At 61.6% G+C, this 14,635-nt stretch carries 13 protein-coding genes; 4 read left to right on the top strand and 9 right to left on the bottom strand.

Annotated elements, in window-relative coordinates; genetic code table 11:
* Positions 1 to 65: 65 nt before the first annotated feature.
* From GNX18_RS19245 to dksA, 4 genes are all read right to left on the bottom strand, one after another.
* Entirely contained in the window at positions 66 to 3,053 is a 2,988-nt protein-coding gene (locus tag GNX18_RS19245) for an ATP-binding protein (protein ID WP_166220173.1), read from the bottom strand.
* Positions 3,043 to 3,219: a hypothetical protein gene (locus tag GNX18_RS19250; protein ID WP_166220175.1), complete on the bottom strand. Its 177-nt coding sequence runs from the start codon at positions 3,217 to 3,219 to the stop codon at positions 3,043 to 3,045. The genes GNX18_RS19245 and GNX18_RS19250 overlap by 11 nt, the downstream gene beginning before the upstream one ends.
* A gap of 112 nt (positions 3,220 to 3,331) precedes the next feature.
* Entirely contained in the window at positions 3,332 to 4,243 is a 912-nt protein-coding gene (gene gluQRS / locus GNX18_RS19255; protein WP_240914111.1) for a tRNA glutamyl-Q(34) synthetase GluQRS, read from the bottom strand.
* A 136-nt stretch (positions 4,244 to 4,379) separates the two neighbouring features.
* Entirely contained in the window at positions 4,380 to 4,817 is a 438-nt protein-coding gene (gene dksA / locus GNX18_RS19260) for an RNA polymerase-binding protein DksA (protein WP_138236082.1), read from the bottom strand.
* A 330-nt stretch (positions 4,818 to 5,147) separates the two neighbouring features.
* On the opposite strand from dksA, the gene sfsA reads away from it, so the two are divergent.
* On the top strand, positions 5,148 to 5,849 hold the full coding sequence (gene sfsA, locus GNX18_RS19265) for a DNA/RNA nuclease SfsA (protein ID WP_138236038.1): 702 nt from the start codon (positions 5,148 to 5,150) through the stop codon (positions 5,847 to 5,849).
* A gap of 47 nt (positions 5,850 to 5,896) precedes the next feature.
* On the opposite strand, the gene GNX18_RS19270 is transcribed toward sfsA, so the two are convergent.
* From GNX18_RS19270 to GNX18_RS19285, 4 genes are all read right to left on the bottom strand, one after another.
* Positions 5,897 to 6,241, bottom strand: a complete 345-nt coding sequence (locus tag GNX18_RS19270; RefSeq protein ID WP_138236037.1) for a Rieske (2Fe-2S) protein — start codon at positions 6,239 to 6,241, stop codon at positions 5,897 to 5,899.
* A 49-nt stretch (positions 6,242 to 6,290) separates the two neighbouring features.
* On the bottom strand, positions 6,291 to 7,367 hold the full coding sequence (locus GNX18_RS19275) for a S1C family serine protease (RefSeq protein WP_138236036.1): 1,077 nt from the start codon (positions 7,365 to 7,367) through the stop codon (positions 6,291 to 6,293).
* Between the two features lie 71 nt (positions 7,368 to 7,438).
* Entirely contained in the window at positions 7,439 to 8,326 is an 888-nt protein-coding gene (gene htpX, locus GNX18_RS19280; RefSeq protein WP_138236035.1) for a protease HtpX, read from the bottom strand.
* Positions 8,327 to 8,654: 328 nt separating this feature from the next.
* Positions 8,655 to 8,939, bottom strand: coding sequence for a TfoX/Sxy family protein (locus GNX18_RS19285; protein ID WP_138236034.1), 285 nt, complete (start codon positions 8,937 to 8,939; stop codon positions 8,655 to 8,657).
* A 411-nt stretch (positions 8,940 to 9,350) separates the two neighbouring features.
* Here GNX18_RS19285 and GNX18_RS19290 point away from each other — a divergent pair, with 411 nt between their 5' ends.
* The 3 genes from GNX18_RS19290 (at position 9,351) to GNX18_RS19300 (ending at position 11,561) form a co-directional block, all read left to right on the top strand.
* Positions 9,351 to 10,088: a M15 family metallopeptidase gene (locus GNX18_RS19290; RefSeq protein WP_138236033.1), complete on the top strand. Its 738-nt coding sequence runs from the start codon at positions 9,351 to 9,353 to the stop codon at positions 10,086 to 10,088.
* 89 nt (positions 10,089 to 10,177) lie between these two features.
* Positions 10,178 to 10,936, top strand: coding sequence for a serine O-acetyltransferase (cysE, locus tag GNX18_RS19295; RefSeq protein WP_138236081.1), 759 nt, complete (start codon positions 10,178 to 10,180; stop codon positions 10,934 to 10,936).
* Positions 10,937 to 11,009: 73 nt separating this feature from the next.
* Positions 11,010 to 11,561, top strand: a complete 552-nt coding sequence (locus tag GNX18_RS19300; protein WP_166220177.1) for a hypothetical protein — start codon at positions 11,010 to 11,012, stop codon at positions 11,559 to 11,561.
* 72 nt (positions 11,562 to 11,633) lie between these two features.
* Here GNX18_RS19300 and GNX18_RS19305 read toward each other — a convergent pair whose 3' ends face one another.
* Positions 11,634 to 14,576 carry a TonB-dependent receptor gene (locus GNX18_RS19305; protein ID WP_166220179.1) on the bottom strand — a complete coding sequence of 981 codons (2,943 nt, stop codon included), beginning with the start codon at positions 14,574 to 14,576 and terminating at the stop codon, positions 11,634 to 11,636.
* Between the last annotated feature and the right edge of the window lie 59 nt (positions 14,577 to 14,635).

Below are 14,635 nucleotides of genomic sequence, written 5' to 3' on the forward strand. Positions count from 1 at the left end.
AACCCAGTTGCCAGTTGAAGGCTAAAATTTATCCAATTATTTTTCATCCGCCCGTAACAGGCCTGTCATATTTCCAGGCCGTGCGCCGCGCCCTCCAGCGGTAATTGCACCACAAACCGCGCCCCGCGGCCGGTTTCGGGGTGGGCCGGACTCACCAGTTCCAGCTGCCCTCCATGTTCTTCCACAATGCTGTACACCATGGCGAGACCGAGACCGGTACCTTCACCGGGTTCTTTGGTGGTGAAGAAGGGTTCCAGAATCCGGTCGCGGTGTGCCGGTGAAATCCCCGGGCCATTGTCGGTCACCGCGATACACGCAAGCCCCGCGCGGACATAGCCTTCCACGTCGATATGACCGCCATCGGGGCTGGCGTCGCGGGCGTTGCTCAGCAGGTTGATAAAGACCTGGATCAGGCGCTGGTTGTCTCCCAGCGCGACCAGATCTGCGGGGACGCTGTTGGCGAAGGTGACCTGGGTTTTGTCCCGCTGCAGAGACAGCAGCTGTACCGCCTCCTCCACACAGGCGCGCAGGTCTACCGGTGCCTTCTCGCGGTCGTGAGTGCCGCTGTGGGAGAAACTCACCAGGGAGTGCACGATTCGGCTGATGCGCTGGGTCTGGCTCAGGATCTGGTCTGCGGTCTCCAGTACTTCCGGGTTGTCCGACTCGAACTGCAGGTTCTGCGCGAGGCAGGCGATGCCTGTTACCGGGTTGCCCACCTCGTGCGCCACCCCGGCGGCGAGGCGGCCCACAGAGGCCAGGCGCTCGCTGTGCATCAATTCCTGCTCCAGCACCTGGGTCTCGGTGATGTCCTCCACCAACAGCATCTGGCCGTCGCCGCGGTTGTCTTTGACTCTGGTGCTGTCGCGCCCGTATTTTTTCTGCTTCAGGCGGGTCTTGTGCAGATTGAGCCAGTGGTTGTTACCGTTCATTTCTATCTGCTGCTTGAAGCGGCTGGCGTCTTCCGACTGCGCGAACTCCGTCAGCAGGGTCCGCCAGGGTTCCGGCAGGTACTCCAGTTTCGAGCCGATCACCTCACTGGCGGTAATACCGGTGACCTCCGCCATGGCGTAGTTCCACAGCAGGATTTCGCCATCGCGGCCGAGGGAGCAGGCGGCCATGGGCAGCTCTTCCAGCATCTGCCGGTGGTAAAGGCGCAGATTGTTCAGTTCCGCGGCGAGACCGGTGAGCTGGTTTTTGTAGCGGCTGAGGCGTGTCTCGATCAGGTGGATGTCTTTGTTCGCCGGCTGATCGCTGGTTACGAACGGCAGGTGACGGTCCACGATCTGGCCGGCCAGCACCCGTCCCAGCAGGCCCGACAGGTTGGCTTCAAGCCGGTCGCGCAGCTGGCGCAACGCGTAGGGGCGGCGCTCATTTTCCGTCAGGTTGAGCTGGCGCAAAGCGCGGTTCACTTCCTGGCTGGCGGTGGCGGCGCCGAGGCTTTCCGACAGGCGCAGGCGGAAATCCGCGGCGGATTGCACATCCAGCTCAAGGCGCAGGGCCTGGCTGATGGAGTCGTCGCTGCACAGGTCGGCGGCATAGCGCTCCAGGCTGGAGGTTGGGGTGAACAGCGACAGGCCAACAAACAGCAGCACGTTTACGGACAGTGACAGGGTGGTGATCTGCGGCCAGATTTCCATGCCCAGCGGCAGGCGATAGTCGCCGAAAGTAATGCCGCTGTTCCCCACCATGGCCGGTAACAGCAGGCCGGCGGCCCAAATCAGCATGCCGGCGAGCAGGCCACCGATAAAGCCGCGGCGGTTGCCCTGAGGCCAGTGGATCACCGCAAAGATTCCCGGCAGGAACTGCAGAGAGGCAATGAACGCGATAATGGCCAGGTCGGACAGCGACAGGCGGTTGTTCAAAAGTAGATAGAAGCCGAATCCCGCCAGGAACAGCGCCGCCACCAGCGAACGGCGCAGCCACAGCAACTGGCGGTACATATTGTCGTCGGATTGCCAGCGGGTGCCGGGCAGCAACCAATGGTTCATCACCATGGTGGAGAGCGCCAGGGTGATCATGATCAGTGCGCCGGTGGCGGCGGACAGGCCGCCGATAAACGCCACAATCGTCAGCAGCGCGGACCCGCTGGCGCGCGGTACTGCGAGAGTGAAGTACTGCACTGGCTCCGCCACATCCAGTGCAAAACCCGCCCACATGATGGGGAAGATCGGCAGTGCCATCAAAAGCAGGAACAGCGGGAACCCCCAGCTTGCGGTGCGCAGGCCCAGGGCCGCGGGCCGCTCGGCAATGCTCAGATAGAAAATATGCGGCATGGCCACGGCGGTGGCGATGAATACCAGCAGCAGGGTGTGCGAGGAACCCTGTTTGATCGGCGAATATAGAAGCTGCTGCATGTCACTGTTTTGCGCCAGCCACTTGTCGAGCCCGCCCAAGCCGCCGAAAACGCCATACACGGCGTAGAGCCCCACCGCCAGTAGCGCCAACAGCTTCACCAGGGATTCCAGCGCCATGGCACTGGCGAGGCCCGCCCGGCGCTTGCGCGATGCGCCGTAGGTGGTGGTAAACAGCGCCAGCAGCACACAGTAGAAGAAGGCAATCAGATCCTTGCTGGTGACGCCGCTGTCCGGCAGTGCCAGCGCCGCTACATTGTCGCGCGACAGCAGTGCCAGAGTCTCCGCTACCGCCTGGATTTGCAGTGCGATCAGCGGCAGCAGCCCCAGCAGCATGAACAAGGTGGCAAGGGTGCCCGCCTCGCGGCTGTGGTAGCGGAACACCAGCAGGTCGGCGGGGGACGTGAGCTGATAACGCTGGGCCAGGCGCGCCAGTGGCTCGAGCGCCACTGGCGCGAACAGAAACATGGCACCGGTGCCGAGATAATAGGCCAGCACCCCATAGCCGTGCTGCCACGCCAGATCGATGATGCCGTAATAGGTCCAGGCGCTCAGGGAAACCCCCAGCGACAGCACGTAGAAAAACGGATGCCGCACCCAGTTGCTCGGCAGCCAGCCTTTGGAGGTGGCAAAGGCGACGAAAAACAGCGCGAAGATATAGGCAACGCCAATCAGTGCGATATTGACGATTTCAAAGGTCATCCGGGCGGCGCCTCCGTTGAATGAAGATCGCCAGCAGGATCAGGACGAACCACAGAATAAACGGGCGATACCAGGCGCCGGTGGGATTGATCATCCAGGTGAATACGGTGGGGCTGAATACATAGCCCACCAGTACCAGCAGGATTAACAGGGTACGGTTGCTCATTAAGGACCTGTCGGGGTCGTCCTGCGGTAAGGCAGAGAAAATATGGCGCAAAATGGTAATGCGCCGTTGGGGGGCAGTTCAACACTCCGTGGCCTATTGCGCAAACTTGCGCCTATTGATGCAGCAGGCGGTTGCGAGGGTCAATCTGCCGGCGCTGCCAGCGGGCCGCGGCCCAGGCGAGAATATGGCGGGGTTGCTCCAATATCAGTTCTGCGGGCGGGTGAAAGCCGAGAAAACGCAGCGCCTGCAGCAGGTTTTCGGCGGGACGGGCGTCGTCCAGCGCGGCGGCTTGGTTCTGTTTGCTGAGTTTCTGCCCGCTTTCATTCATCACCAGTGGCAGGTGGCCAAAGCCGGGTGGCTCGGCCCCGAGGGCCCGAAAAAGGCGGCGCTGGACCCCGGTGCAGTCCAGTAGATCGGCGCCGCGCACTACGCAGGTCACACCCTGAGCGATATCGTCCACTACCACTGCCAACTGGTAGGCATAGAGTCCATCTTTGCGTTTCAGGATAGGGTCTTCGACCGTGTGCTGGATCTGGGCGCCGTGCCAGAGATCGTCGAAGCGTTCTTCCTCGCCTTCGCAGCAGAAGCGCAGAGCGGTGAGTGCGTCGCTGCCTGGCGTGTATTGTCGGCATGTCGCGCGACGATGGCCGCCGGAGCGGCGGATCTGCTCGCGGGTGCATCCGCAGGGATAGACCAAGCCTTTTTCGCGCAGCTGCTCCAGCGCGTTCTGGTAGAGATGGTGGCGCCGGCTCTGCCACTCGATTGGGCGCTGGCTGTGTAGCTCGTGGGTGTCCAGTGAGTGCAGTATCCGCTCAGCGGCGCCTGGCATTTCCCGCGGTGGGTCCAGGTCTTCCATACGGATCAGCCAGGTGCCGCCGTGGGCCACGGCATCCAGATAGCTGCCGACGGCACAGACCAGCGAGCCGAAGTGCAGGGGGCCGGTGGGAGAGGGCGCAAAGCGGCCGATGTAGCTTGGGGAGGTCATGGGATAGGGTGTCGGGCAAACGTTGCCGCGGGTGTTCACCAGCTGGGCTCGTTGCGAGTTTCCGTCTCAGGCGCTTGGCCCGGTCCGACCACTGCGGCCGTTCCGGGCACTCACCGCGCCCGGAACGGCCGGGCGTGAATTCGCGCAGCGAGCAATGCCCGCTCAGCGCACGGCTTCACCCCGAAATCTGCTTCTCTTTGATTTCCGCCAGGGTTTTGCAGTCCACACACAGGGTAGCGGTGGGCCGCGCTTCCAGACGGCGGATGCCGATTTCGACGCCGCAGGCTTCGCAGAAGCCGTAGTCGTCCTGATCGATCAGCTCAATGGTGGCGTCGATCTTTTTGATCAATTTGCGCTCGCGATCGCGGGTGCGCAGTTCCAGACTGAATTCCTCTTCCTGGCTGGCGCGATCTGCCGGGTCGGGGAAGTTCGCAGCTTCGTCCTTCATGTGCGATACGGTGCGATCCACCTCTGCCATGAGTTCGGCCTTCCAGGCGAGCAGCAGCTTGCGGAAGTGCTCCTGCTGCTTCTCATTCATGTACTCCTCGCCCTTTGTTTCCTGATAGGGCTCGAAGCCGTGCAGAGAATCGGATTTCGCAGCAGTATTGGGCATAGTCATTGCCTCTCTCGTAATACGGGGCCCTGTTTTATAGGGGCACTACAACCAAATTCAAGCCTTGCAGGCTCAAAGCCTAAGCGACCGCAGGCTGTATCCTCAGGCCGCCGCGGCGACCAAGGCGAGGAAACTACCAAATCTCCGTGGGCGGCGCCACAAAATGTTGCCCGAGCAGATCTGCGGCGACGATCCTCCGGCCAGAGTCGCACCGATTGGTGTATTCTGACGACGCTTTTTTCATCAGGCTGGCGCTTGTGCCGGCCAACGCTGACTTTTTGTGAGTCTCTTTCAAGAAATACTCACGCCTAACCATTCACAGGATACTTCGTGAAATTTGATCCGGCTCTGGGCGAAGGGCTGTTACTGCGCCGCTACAAACGTTTTCTCGCCGACATCCAACTTTCGTCTGGTGAAATTATAACCATTCACTGTCCGAATACCGGCTCCATGAAGAACTGCTGGCTGGAAAACACGCCGTGCTGGTTTTCCGATTCCGGCAACGCCAAACGCAAATACCGCCACACCCTCGAAATTACCACCACGCCGGAGGGCGCGCTCGCCGGGGTGAACACCGGGCGCGCCAACGCGCTGGTGGAGGAGGCGATACATAGCGGTGTGATCCGCGAACTACAGGGCTACGACAGCCTGCGCCGGGAAGTGAAATACGGGGAGGAGAACAGTCGTATAGACCTGTTGCTGAGCCGCGGCGATGGCGACTGCTACGTGGAAGTGAAAAATGTCACCCTGGCGGAGGGCGCGCGCGGAATGTTTCCTGATGCGGTGAGTGTGCGGGGAGCCAAGCATCTGCGTGAACTGCAGAAACTGGCGGAAGCCGGGGTGCGCGCCGTGTTGTTCTACTGTGTGCAGCACTCGGGCATTGAGACGGTGGAGGCGGCTGGGGAAATTGACCCCGCGTATGCGGCGGCACTGGTGCAGGCGGTCGAGGCCGGTGTGGAGGTGATTGCTTACCGGGCCGCGTTGGCCGCGGGTGAAATCCGCCTCGCCGAGCGCCTGCCGTTCATCGCCTGATCGTATTGTTGGGCAAAGCGAAGCTGTGCCCAACAGAAACCGCCGGATCAGTCCGCCAGAATCACATACAGCCCGTCCTGGGCGTATTCCACCGGCACTGGCGTCAGCGCATCTCCGGCGCAGGGGCCGGCGATGCACTCACCGGTGCTGATTTCAAACAACGCGCCGTGGGATGCACACTGGATCAAGGCCTTCTCTGAATCCAGAAACTGATCTGGCTGCCACTCCAGATTGATACCCCGATGCGGGCAGATGTTCTTGTAGGCGAAGATTTCACCGTCCTTTTTCACGGCAAATACATTGTCCAGGCCGGCACTGGCGTCGCCGACGGAGAAGCCCTTGGCGTCGCCTTCGTTAATGTCTTCGTAGCGGCAGAGAAAGTGTTTTTGCATCGGCTGTCTTTTATATGTTGTCGTCGAGTGGGCGGGCGAGTGTATCGGATCACGGCGCGGCGAGCACCAGCGAGGTCTGTAGCGCCTCGCCGTCGCGCAGATAATCGACCCGCACCCGGTCGCCGGGGCGGTGGTTTTCCAGCACATTCATCAGGTCGTCGTAATTGCCGATGGGGTGGCCGTCAATACCCACGATCACATCCCCCAGCTGCCAGCCGCCGCGATCGCCGCGGTAAACCCCGCGCAACCCGGCTTGCTCCGCGGGCAGGCCCGGCGCGGTGCGCAATACCGCCACGCCCTTGAAGTCGTACTGGCTCGCCCACTGATCGGGCGCGGATTCGATGCCGAGGATCGGGCGCACCAGGCGGCCGTGGGCAATCAGCTCCGGCACGATCTTTTTCACCGTGTCCACCGGGATAGCAAAGCCGATCCCGACGCTGGCGCCACTCGGGCTGTAGATGGCGGTATTTACGCCGATCAGGCGCCCGCTGCTGTCCAGTAGCGGGCCGCCGGAGTTGCCGGGATTGATGGCCGCGTCCGTCTGGATCACATTGCGGATGGTGCGATTGCCGGCTGCCTCAATCTCGCGGCCCAGTGCGCTGACCACGCCGGTGGTGAGGGTGGTGTCGAGGCCAAAGGGATTGCCGATGGCGAGCACCTTGCGGCCTACCGCGAGCCCCGCTGAGTTACCCGGTACCAGAGGTTTCAGTAACTCCCGTGGTGCGCTGATCCTGACCACCGCCAGATCCTTTTCCGGGGCCGACCCCACCAGTTCGGCGGGCCACTCGCTGCGGTCCTGCAGGGTGATAGTAATTTTTCGCGCCTTTTCGATCACATGGTAATTGGTCACCACATGCCCCTGGTCATCCCAGATAAAGCCGCTCCCCGCGCCCTTGGGCACAGTGTGCAGGCGCAGGCTCCAGCGGTCCCGCACCAGGGTTTCGTTGGTCACATAGACCACGGACGGGCTGGCGAAGTTGAATACCTGCATGGTGTTCACTTCGTCGTCGGTGGCGAACTGGGGGGTACGCGATTCGGCCAGCGCTGAGAACGCCGGCGTAAGCAGCACAAGCAGGAGCGTGAGGGAGGAAAACTTGCGGGTAGCAGAGCGGAATGACATAGCCATGGGTGATTTCTGATCCGGTTTATCGTTCGACAGCCGGTCCGAAACTGGGACCGGCTGCGCTCGCGAAAGCGTTAACGGGCAGAATTTTGCAGCGCCAGAATCCGATCCTCAAGGGGCGGATGGCTGGCCAGCAGCGCAGCCATGCTGTTGCCGTAGATACCGAATGCCTTCATGTTGGCGGGCAGCGGCTCTTCGCGGCCTGCTTCCGATTCCGCCTTGATGCGCGCGAGTGCGGCGATCATGGCGTTGGGGCTGGCGAGGTGGGCACCGGCGGCATCCGCGCGGTATTCGCGGCGGCGGCTGAACCAGGCGACGATGACCATGGCAAATACACCGAACACCATGTCCATGACGATGGACGTGATGTAGTAGCCGATGCCGAGCCCCTGTTCATTGCGCAGCAGTACCCGATCGACGAAGAAACCCACGAGGCGGGCGAAGAACATCACAAAGGTATTTACCACGCCCTGAATCAGCGCCAGCGTCACCATATCCCCGTTGGCCACATGGCCAATTTCGTGGCCGATCACCGCGCGCGCCTCGTCGCGATTGAAACGTTGCAGCAACCCGGCGCTGACCGCGACCAGCGCATTGTTGCGGTTCCAGCCGGTGGCAAAGGCGTTGGCCTGGGGCATGGGGAAAATACCCACGTCCGGCATGCCGATACCGGCCTTCTGCGACAGCTCGCGCACCGTCTCCACCAGCCAGCGCTCATCCGCCGTTTGCGGTTGCTCGATAATCTGGGTGCGGGTGGACATGCGTGCGATGGTTTTCGACATCAACAGCGAAATCAACGCGCCGCCAATACCAAAAATCGCGCACATCAACAGCAGGCCCGGAAGGTTCAGATTGACGCCGTTGGCATCGAGAATCCCCTGAATACCCAGCAGGTTGAAAATAATACCGACCAGCAGCATGACGGCCAGGTTGGTCAGCAGGAAAAGCCCTATTCGCAGCATCAGCCTTCTCCAGAAAAGGTGGTTGTAAGTGTTGGTGTCGGTGAGAAATCCGGAACCATTTTAGTCCGAGTAAAAAAACGAATGGTTGGGAATCCAGTGCCGTGTCCGAGCGGGTATCCGCGCGTGACCGGGGCACCCGTATTCCGGATTTTAATAAGGTCGGGCGGCGCTGATTGCAAGGGCCCCGCGAGGATTTCCACCGCGTGTACATGACATTTTTTACAGGCACCTGACGGCACCCGAAAAATGAATCGGGCGTTGCCGGTGTTGCAAATAAAAAGTGGCGCGGCGGCGGGTGCGCCGTAAGCGGAATGAAAGGGTTTTGGGGTCAGGCGCTGTCTTTTCGCGAGAGTAACTGTTCCGCTTCGCTCACCAGGTTGGCCTTGAGGTCCGGGTCGAGATCGTTCCAGTGTATGTCGAGCAGTGCGCCCTGTAGCGCGTAGAGCAACACCCGGGAGACGTTGATGCCGCGACGCCGGATGCTGGCGAACGCTTCCACCGGGCCTACCCTGTGCAGATCTTCCAGGGAACGTATACCGATGGAGTGGAGAATATTCACAGAGGCAAGTCCCAGGTTTTTCAGTTTCAACAACTCTGATTGACTTGGGTGCATAAATTTCTTCCCTGAACTGTTGAGACTCTCTGGTTGCCAATCGCAACCGCATCCCGTTCCCGCTCGACGGAAAATACCGCCGGCGAACACAACCTGAATCCTTTTCCGTTTGACCCTCTTCGGGGCCAAACACAACAGGCGTGCAACATAGCACAAAAAAATAAAAGGCCAAACCGCGATCATCTCCGGAGAAAATGTTGCTTTGTCAGCTCGCGGCGCCCGCGCGGCAGTGCTGCCAGGGCGCCCGAAGCGTTATAGTGCCCGGGTGGCGCGGCCGCGGTGTATATCGACGCAGCGGTCTTTGATTGGCACATTTGTGCTATTTAGTCACATCTGCAGAAAAGCCTAGTCCTATTTCTCAGGTTTTGCTGTGAGCTTTTCCCAAGGAAATTTTCCAGAGGTATTTCGACCATGCACAGTCTCCTGCGTGACATGCTGTTCGGACTCAGTGATGCGCATGTAATTCTTGAGCCGGTCTCCGGGCAGCTGATGCACCCGGAGGCGCTCACCGCGTTTGACCAGTTGCGGCGCGACGCCCGCGACGCGGGCTTCCATCCGAAAGTGGTTTCGGGGTTTCGCAGTTTCGAACGCCAGCGCACTATCTGGAATGCCAAAGTCAGTGGCCAGCGGCCGCTACTCGACAGCGCGTGCCGTGAGCTGGACGTGACCTGTATGTCGCCAGAGGAGATCGTATTCGCTATATTGCGCTGGTCCGCGCTGCCCGGCGGATCGCGTCATCACTGGGGTACGGACTTCGATGTGATCGACGCCGCCGCGGTGGCGGAGGATTACCACGTGCAGTTGACGCCAGAGGAGGTTGCGGACGAGGGGGTTTTCGGTCCCTTCCACGTTTGGCTTGATCAGCGCATTGCCGAGGGGCGGAGCTACGGGCTGTTCCGTCCCTATGCCGAAGATCGCGGCGGCGTGGCCCCCGAGCGCTGGCATCTGAGTTACGCACCTCGGGCACGGGAGTTCCAGCAACTGCTGACCGGTGAGTTGCTGTGTGAGCAGCTTCAGCGCTGCCAGCAGGCCGGGGCGGGTGCGGAAGTAATGTTGTCGGCAATCGCCTGCGGCGCCATCGACGAAATCTTTGCGCGCTTTATTGCGGTGCCGGACGATGCCTACCCGGCCAATTTGCAGCGCCTCTAAGGGGTGTTTTCACCGCCCGCAGAAGGTTGAATACGGGAGTAGATGCCATCAACGTCAGTGAGCTGAACCATCGCGAAATCTGGTCCACCATGCGCGCGGAGGCGGCGGCGGCCGCTGCCGGCGAGCCGGTTCTGGCCAGTTATTTCCACAATACCGTGCTGCGCCACCGCAGTCTCGACCGCGCGCTGGCATACCAGCTGGCGTCGGTGCTGGATCACGCCGCGCTCACCGCCACTGCCCTGCAGGAAGTGATCGCCGCGGCGTTGACAGACGAACCGGAAATTTCCCGCTGTATGCAGGCGGACATATGCGCCTGGTACGACCGCGATCCCGCATGCGACCAATATCTCACCCCGTTTCTCTACTTCAAGGGCTTTCACGCCCTGCAGTCTCACCGCATTGCCCACTGGCTGTGGAAAAAAGGTCGGCACACACTGGCGCTGTACTTTCAGAGCCGCGTGTCGGAGCAGTTTGCTGTGGATATCCACCCCGCTGCCACGTTTGGCTGCGGCATCATGATCGACCACGCCACAGGCCTCGTGGTGGGGGAGACCAGTGTTGTGGGCGACGATGTCTCCATCCTGCACTCGGTCACTCTTGGCGGCAGTGGCTGTGGCGGCGGAGATCGCCACCCGAAAATTGGGCGGGGTGTAATGATCGGCGCCGGCGCCAAGATCCTGGGCCCGGTCGCTATCGGTGAAGGGGTCAAGATCGCCGCCGGCAGCCTGGTGCTGCGCGATGTTCCCGCGCACGCCACCGTGGCCGGGGTGCCGGCGCGTGTTGTTGCGGCAAAAAGTGTCGCCGCGCCCGCGTTCACCATGGACCAGACACTGGATTCCGAAGACTGAATCCGTTTGAATAGACCGCAGCAAACAATGACAAGCCGATCGCAGCGGCACCACTCTCGAGCGAGATTCTTGCATGTCTGATTCCACCTACAGTGTGATCTTCCGTGGCGATCTGCAGCCCGGATACACCGTCGCCGATGTCAAAGCCAATTTTGCGCGTCTGTTCAGGCTTGGTCCCGCAGCGGTGGACAAACTGTTTAGCGGCCGCCCGCTGGCGATCAAGAAAGGGTTGCTACAGGCGCAGGCGGAACAGCTTGTGGCGACCCTGGCAAAGCTCGGCGCCCAGTCCTCGCTCAAGGCGGAAGCGGAGCCCGCGGTGGTTGCAAGGCCTGAGCCCGAGTCTGTACTCAAACCTGAATCTGGCGACAGACCGGTCGCCGCGCAGCCTTCTGCGGAATCGGGTCTCTCCCTGGCACCGATGGAGGGCTATCTGCTGCGGGAGCATGAGCGTGCCCGGCAGGAACCTGTGCAGGTGCCGGTCAGCCATCTGAGCCTTAAGCCGGCTGAGGGCAATCTGGTGGAATCCTCAGAGTGCAAGCAGGAGACCCCGCCGCCGGTGACAGTACCCGATTGGAAACTGGCCAATCACATCACCGGCAAGGCGATATTCAAAGTACAGGACTGATTCTCCAGCGGCACTCCCGGTCGACCGGTTTTCTGCCATAGATTTTGCCGGCACAGCGAGTTGCCGGCGAGATCAGAATTCCATCTTCACGCCCACGGCGAAGCGGCGGCCATTTTCGTAAAGGCCCTGGGGTATGCCCGCGGCGCTGTGTATCCGTATCACCTCGTCGGTCAGATTGATCGCCTCGGCGGAAAACGCCAGCGTTGCCGACCAGCGCCACTGCGCGGTGGCATCCCACTGCTGGTATGCCGCGGTCTCACTCTGGGAGCCGGCGATGATCTCCCCGTAGGAGCGCGAGCGGTAGTTGTAGCTCAGGCGCGCGTCCAGGCGCGGGTTTTCGAAATACAGCGATGCGTTGAACTGGCTGCGCGAATTGCCCGGCAGTTCCAGTGTGCGGCTGCCGTCAGCGGAGGGCACGCTGGCGTCGGTGTAAGTGTAATTGCTGAGTATCCCCACGTTGCCGCTGAATCCCTGTTGCCACTGCAGTTCCAGCCCGCGAATGGTCGCACCCGGGCCGTTCTGCGGCCGGGTGATGTAGTGCAATTCGCCGTCGATCATTTCCGGGTTCACGTGCGGGTACACAAACGTGGAAATGTCTTTGTAAAACGCCGTGGCGGAAAGCAGCGAGGCGTCGGCGAAATACCATTCCAAGGCGAGATCCAGTTGATCCGCGCGATAGGGCTCCAGTTGCGGATTGCCCGCGGCGCCGTAACCGCTGGTGGGCTCGACGATGATATTGGGTGTCAGATCCTTGAAATTCGGCCGCGCCATAACCTGGGCGATGCCGACGCGCGCGAGCAGGTCCTCATCCATCCGGTATTGCAGATTGACGCTCGGCAGCAGGTCCCTGTAGCGGTTGTCGGCATGGTGCAGCTGATCGCGATCATAGGCACTGGCGCGCTGCCGGGTGCCGACGCCGCGCACACCGGCATTGCCCGCCCAGGCCCCGGCTTCGAAATCGATACTGGCGTAGGCGGCGAGGCTCTGTTCGCGAATACTGAAATACGCGCTGCGATCGTAGCGATAGCGCATGGCCCCATCGTTGAACAGCGGGTTGATGACCGACTGCAACAGTGCGGCGTCGGTGAGCGCATAGCGCACCAGCGTGTCGGCGCTGGCACTCTGGTCGCTGAGTGATGGACTGAGGCCGCCGCTTACCTGGTCCAGTCCGATGTTATGCAATGTTTGCCAGGCGGCGCTCTCGGTGTCGATTTCCCCCACGGTGAGATTGTTTTCCACGCGGTGGTTGCGGTACTTGAGGCCGAACCGGGCATGTTGCAACCAGCCGTCTCCGAAATCCCGCCCCAGATCCCACTGCGCGTAATGCTCGCGGCTGTCCATGGCGCGCACCCAGTCCCGAGACAGCGGCGACAGATGGTCCAGCGCTGCGGGATTTTGCGGGTCCAGGTCGAGGTATTCGGCTTCCAGGGTATTGCGGTCCAGATGAAAGCGCACCCGGCTATTGCCGGTGAAGCGGTACAGGCGATCGTGGCTGGTACCTCCGCGGGCACTGGTGTGGCCGAACTGCACATGGTTCTCCCACCGCTCGCCGCGGTGGCGGATATCCATATCGTTGACCGCGGTATCGATATACGCCTGACGCTGGATGCTGTCGAGAATCGCACCGACGCTGTCCGGATTGCCGAGGGTGCCGCCGGCGAGAATTTTGTGGCCGTCGTCACTGGTCAGGTATTCAGGATCGGTCACCGTCACTGCCGGTGTCTCGCTGAGCTTGTAGCCTCCGGGCGAGAACAGAAAATTGTGGTTGCGATTGTCGATGTCCATCTGCGAGCGCAGCAGGTTGAGCGCCAGATCCCAGCGGGCATCCGGTGCCCACTGGGCGGTGAGGTTGCTCGTGGTGTGACGGCGCTCCTGCTCGAGCATTGCGGAACCGCCGCCCCAGACCGCGTAGACCTTGTCGGTGACGGTGCCCTGGCCATCGGTAATCGTGTAGAGATTGTTGTCGGCAAAGGTTTCCAGACCGTCGCGACGGCTGCCCCGGCGCTGCCAGTTCAGCGACGCCAGCAGGCCGAAGGTCTGTGCGTCGTTTTTCCAGCTGCCGAGGGCCGAGCCCTGGGGCGCCCAGTCACCCGCCAGCGCGCTGTACTGCTGTCCGGCAGACAGGTGCAGGGCGCGGCTATCCATGTCCAGCGGTTTGCGTGTGCGCACGATCACCGTGCCGCCGATACTGCCCTCGTCGAGATCCGCGCGCGGGGTTTTGTGTACTTCGAGAGACTGCACCAGTTGCGAGGCGAGGGTGGCGTAGTTGAAACCGCGGCTCAGGTTGTCGTTTGCCCACCAGTAGGCCGAGGCCACATGCTGGCCATTCAACAGTGTGCGATTGATATCCTTGTCGGTGCCGCGGATGTTCACGTCCCGCCCTTCGCCCCACACCCGGTCCACGGAAACCCCGGCGATCCGCTGCAGCGCATCCGCCACATTGTGATCGGGGAACTTGCCGATATCTTCCGCGGTGGTGATTTCCACCAGGTTCTCACTGGCGTATTTGGTGGCGAGACTCTGGCGCAGGCTGGTGCGAACGCCGGTTACATAAGTTTCCTCCAGAGGGCGCATTGGGTTGGCCGTCGCCGGCGGCGCTATCGCACTTGCGGAGTCCGCGGTGCCCGGCATAGGTGCGCTGATCACCAGAGTGCGATTGCTGCCCAGCCGGAAGTCGAGGCCGGTGTCGGCCAGTAGCTGTGCGATGACCGCTCGCGGGCTGCCTTGCCCGCGGATCAATGGAGAATCTTGTGTCGGCAGCTGCTCCCTGCGGTAGAACAGCTGGACGCCGGCCTGTTCGGCGTACCGGGTGAGCGCCTGATGCAGGGGTTGAGCGGGCAGATCAAACGGGATGGTGTCGCGGGCAAACCACGCGGGATCGCTCGTTTCTACTGTTGTCGTGTGCGGAAGCGCCGCCGGCAGGGCGCGGGCGGGATGCACTGGCAGCAGTGCCTGCAGCAGAACCAGTGCAGGACCAATGCGCCTCAGTTCGGCGGCGATAGGTGTTTTGGTCATTATTATCGTTGGGCGGAAACCAGTCGTGGCGATTCGGGGTCGTTACCGCAGATCGGCAA

Origin of the sequence: Microbulbifer sp. SH-1 (assembly GCF_011326135.1) — a bacterium.
In the GTDB taxonomy this organism is placed as follows: domain Bacteria; phylum Pseudomonadota; class Gammaproteobacteria; order Pseudomonadales; family Cellvibrionaceae; genus Microbulbifer; species Microbulbifer harenosus.

Coding starts and splice junctions, on each gene's coding strand:
- GNX18_RS19245 (WP_166220173.1), bottom strand. CDS start 3,053: ATGACCTTTGAAATCGTCAATATCGCACTGATTGGCGTTGCCTATATC.
- GNX18_RS19305 (WP_166220179.1), bottom strand. CDS start 14,576: ATGACCAAAACACCTATCGCCGCCGAACTGAGGCGCATTGGTCCTGCA.
- GNX18_RS19290 (WP_138236033.1), top strand. CDS start 9,351: ATGCACAGTCTCCTGCGTGACATGCTGTTCGGACTCAGTGATGCGCAT.
- htpX (WP_138236035.1), bottom strand. CDS start 8,326: ATGCTGCGAATAGGGCTTTTCCTGCTGACCAACCTGGCCGTCATGCTG.
- GNX18_RS19300 (WP_166220177.1), top strand. CDS start 11,010: ATGTCTGATTCCACCTACAGTGTGATCTTCCGTGGCGATCTGCAGCCC.
- GNX18_RS19250 (WP_166220175.1), bottom strand. CDS start 3,219: ATGAGCAACCGTACCCTGTTAATCCTGCTGGTACTGGTGGGCTATGTA.
- cysE (WP_138236081.1), top strand. CDS start 10,178: ATGCGCGCGGAGGCGGCGGCGGCCGCTGCCGGCGAGCCGGTTCTGGCC.
- GNX18_RS19275 (WP_138236036.1), bottom strand. CDS start 7,367: ATGGCTATGTCATTCCGCTCTGCTACCCGCAAGTTTTCCTCCCTCACG.
- GNX18_RS19285 (WP_138236034.1), bottom strand. CDS start 8,939: ATGCACCCAAGTCAATCAGAGTTGTTGAAACTGAAAAACCTGGGACTT.
- dksA (WP_138236082.1), bottom strand. CDS start 4,817: ATGCCCAATACTGCTGCGAAATCCGATTCTCTGCACGGCTTCGAGCCC.
- GNX18_RS19270 (WP_138236037.1), bottom strand. CDS start 6,241: ATGCAAAAACACTTTCTCTGCCGCTACGAAGACATTAACGAAGGCGAC.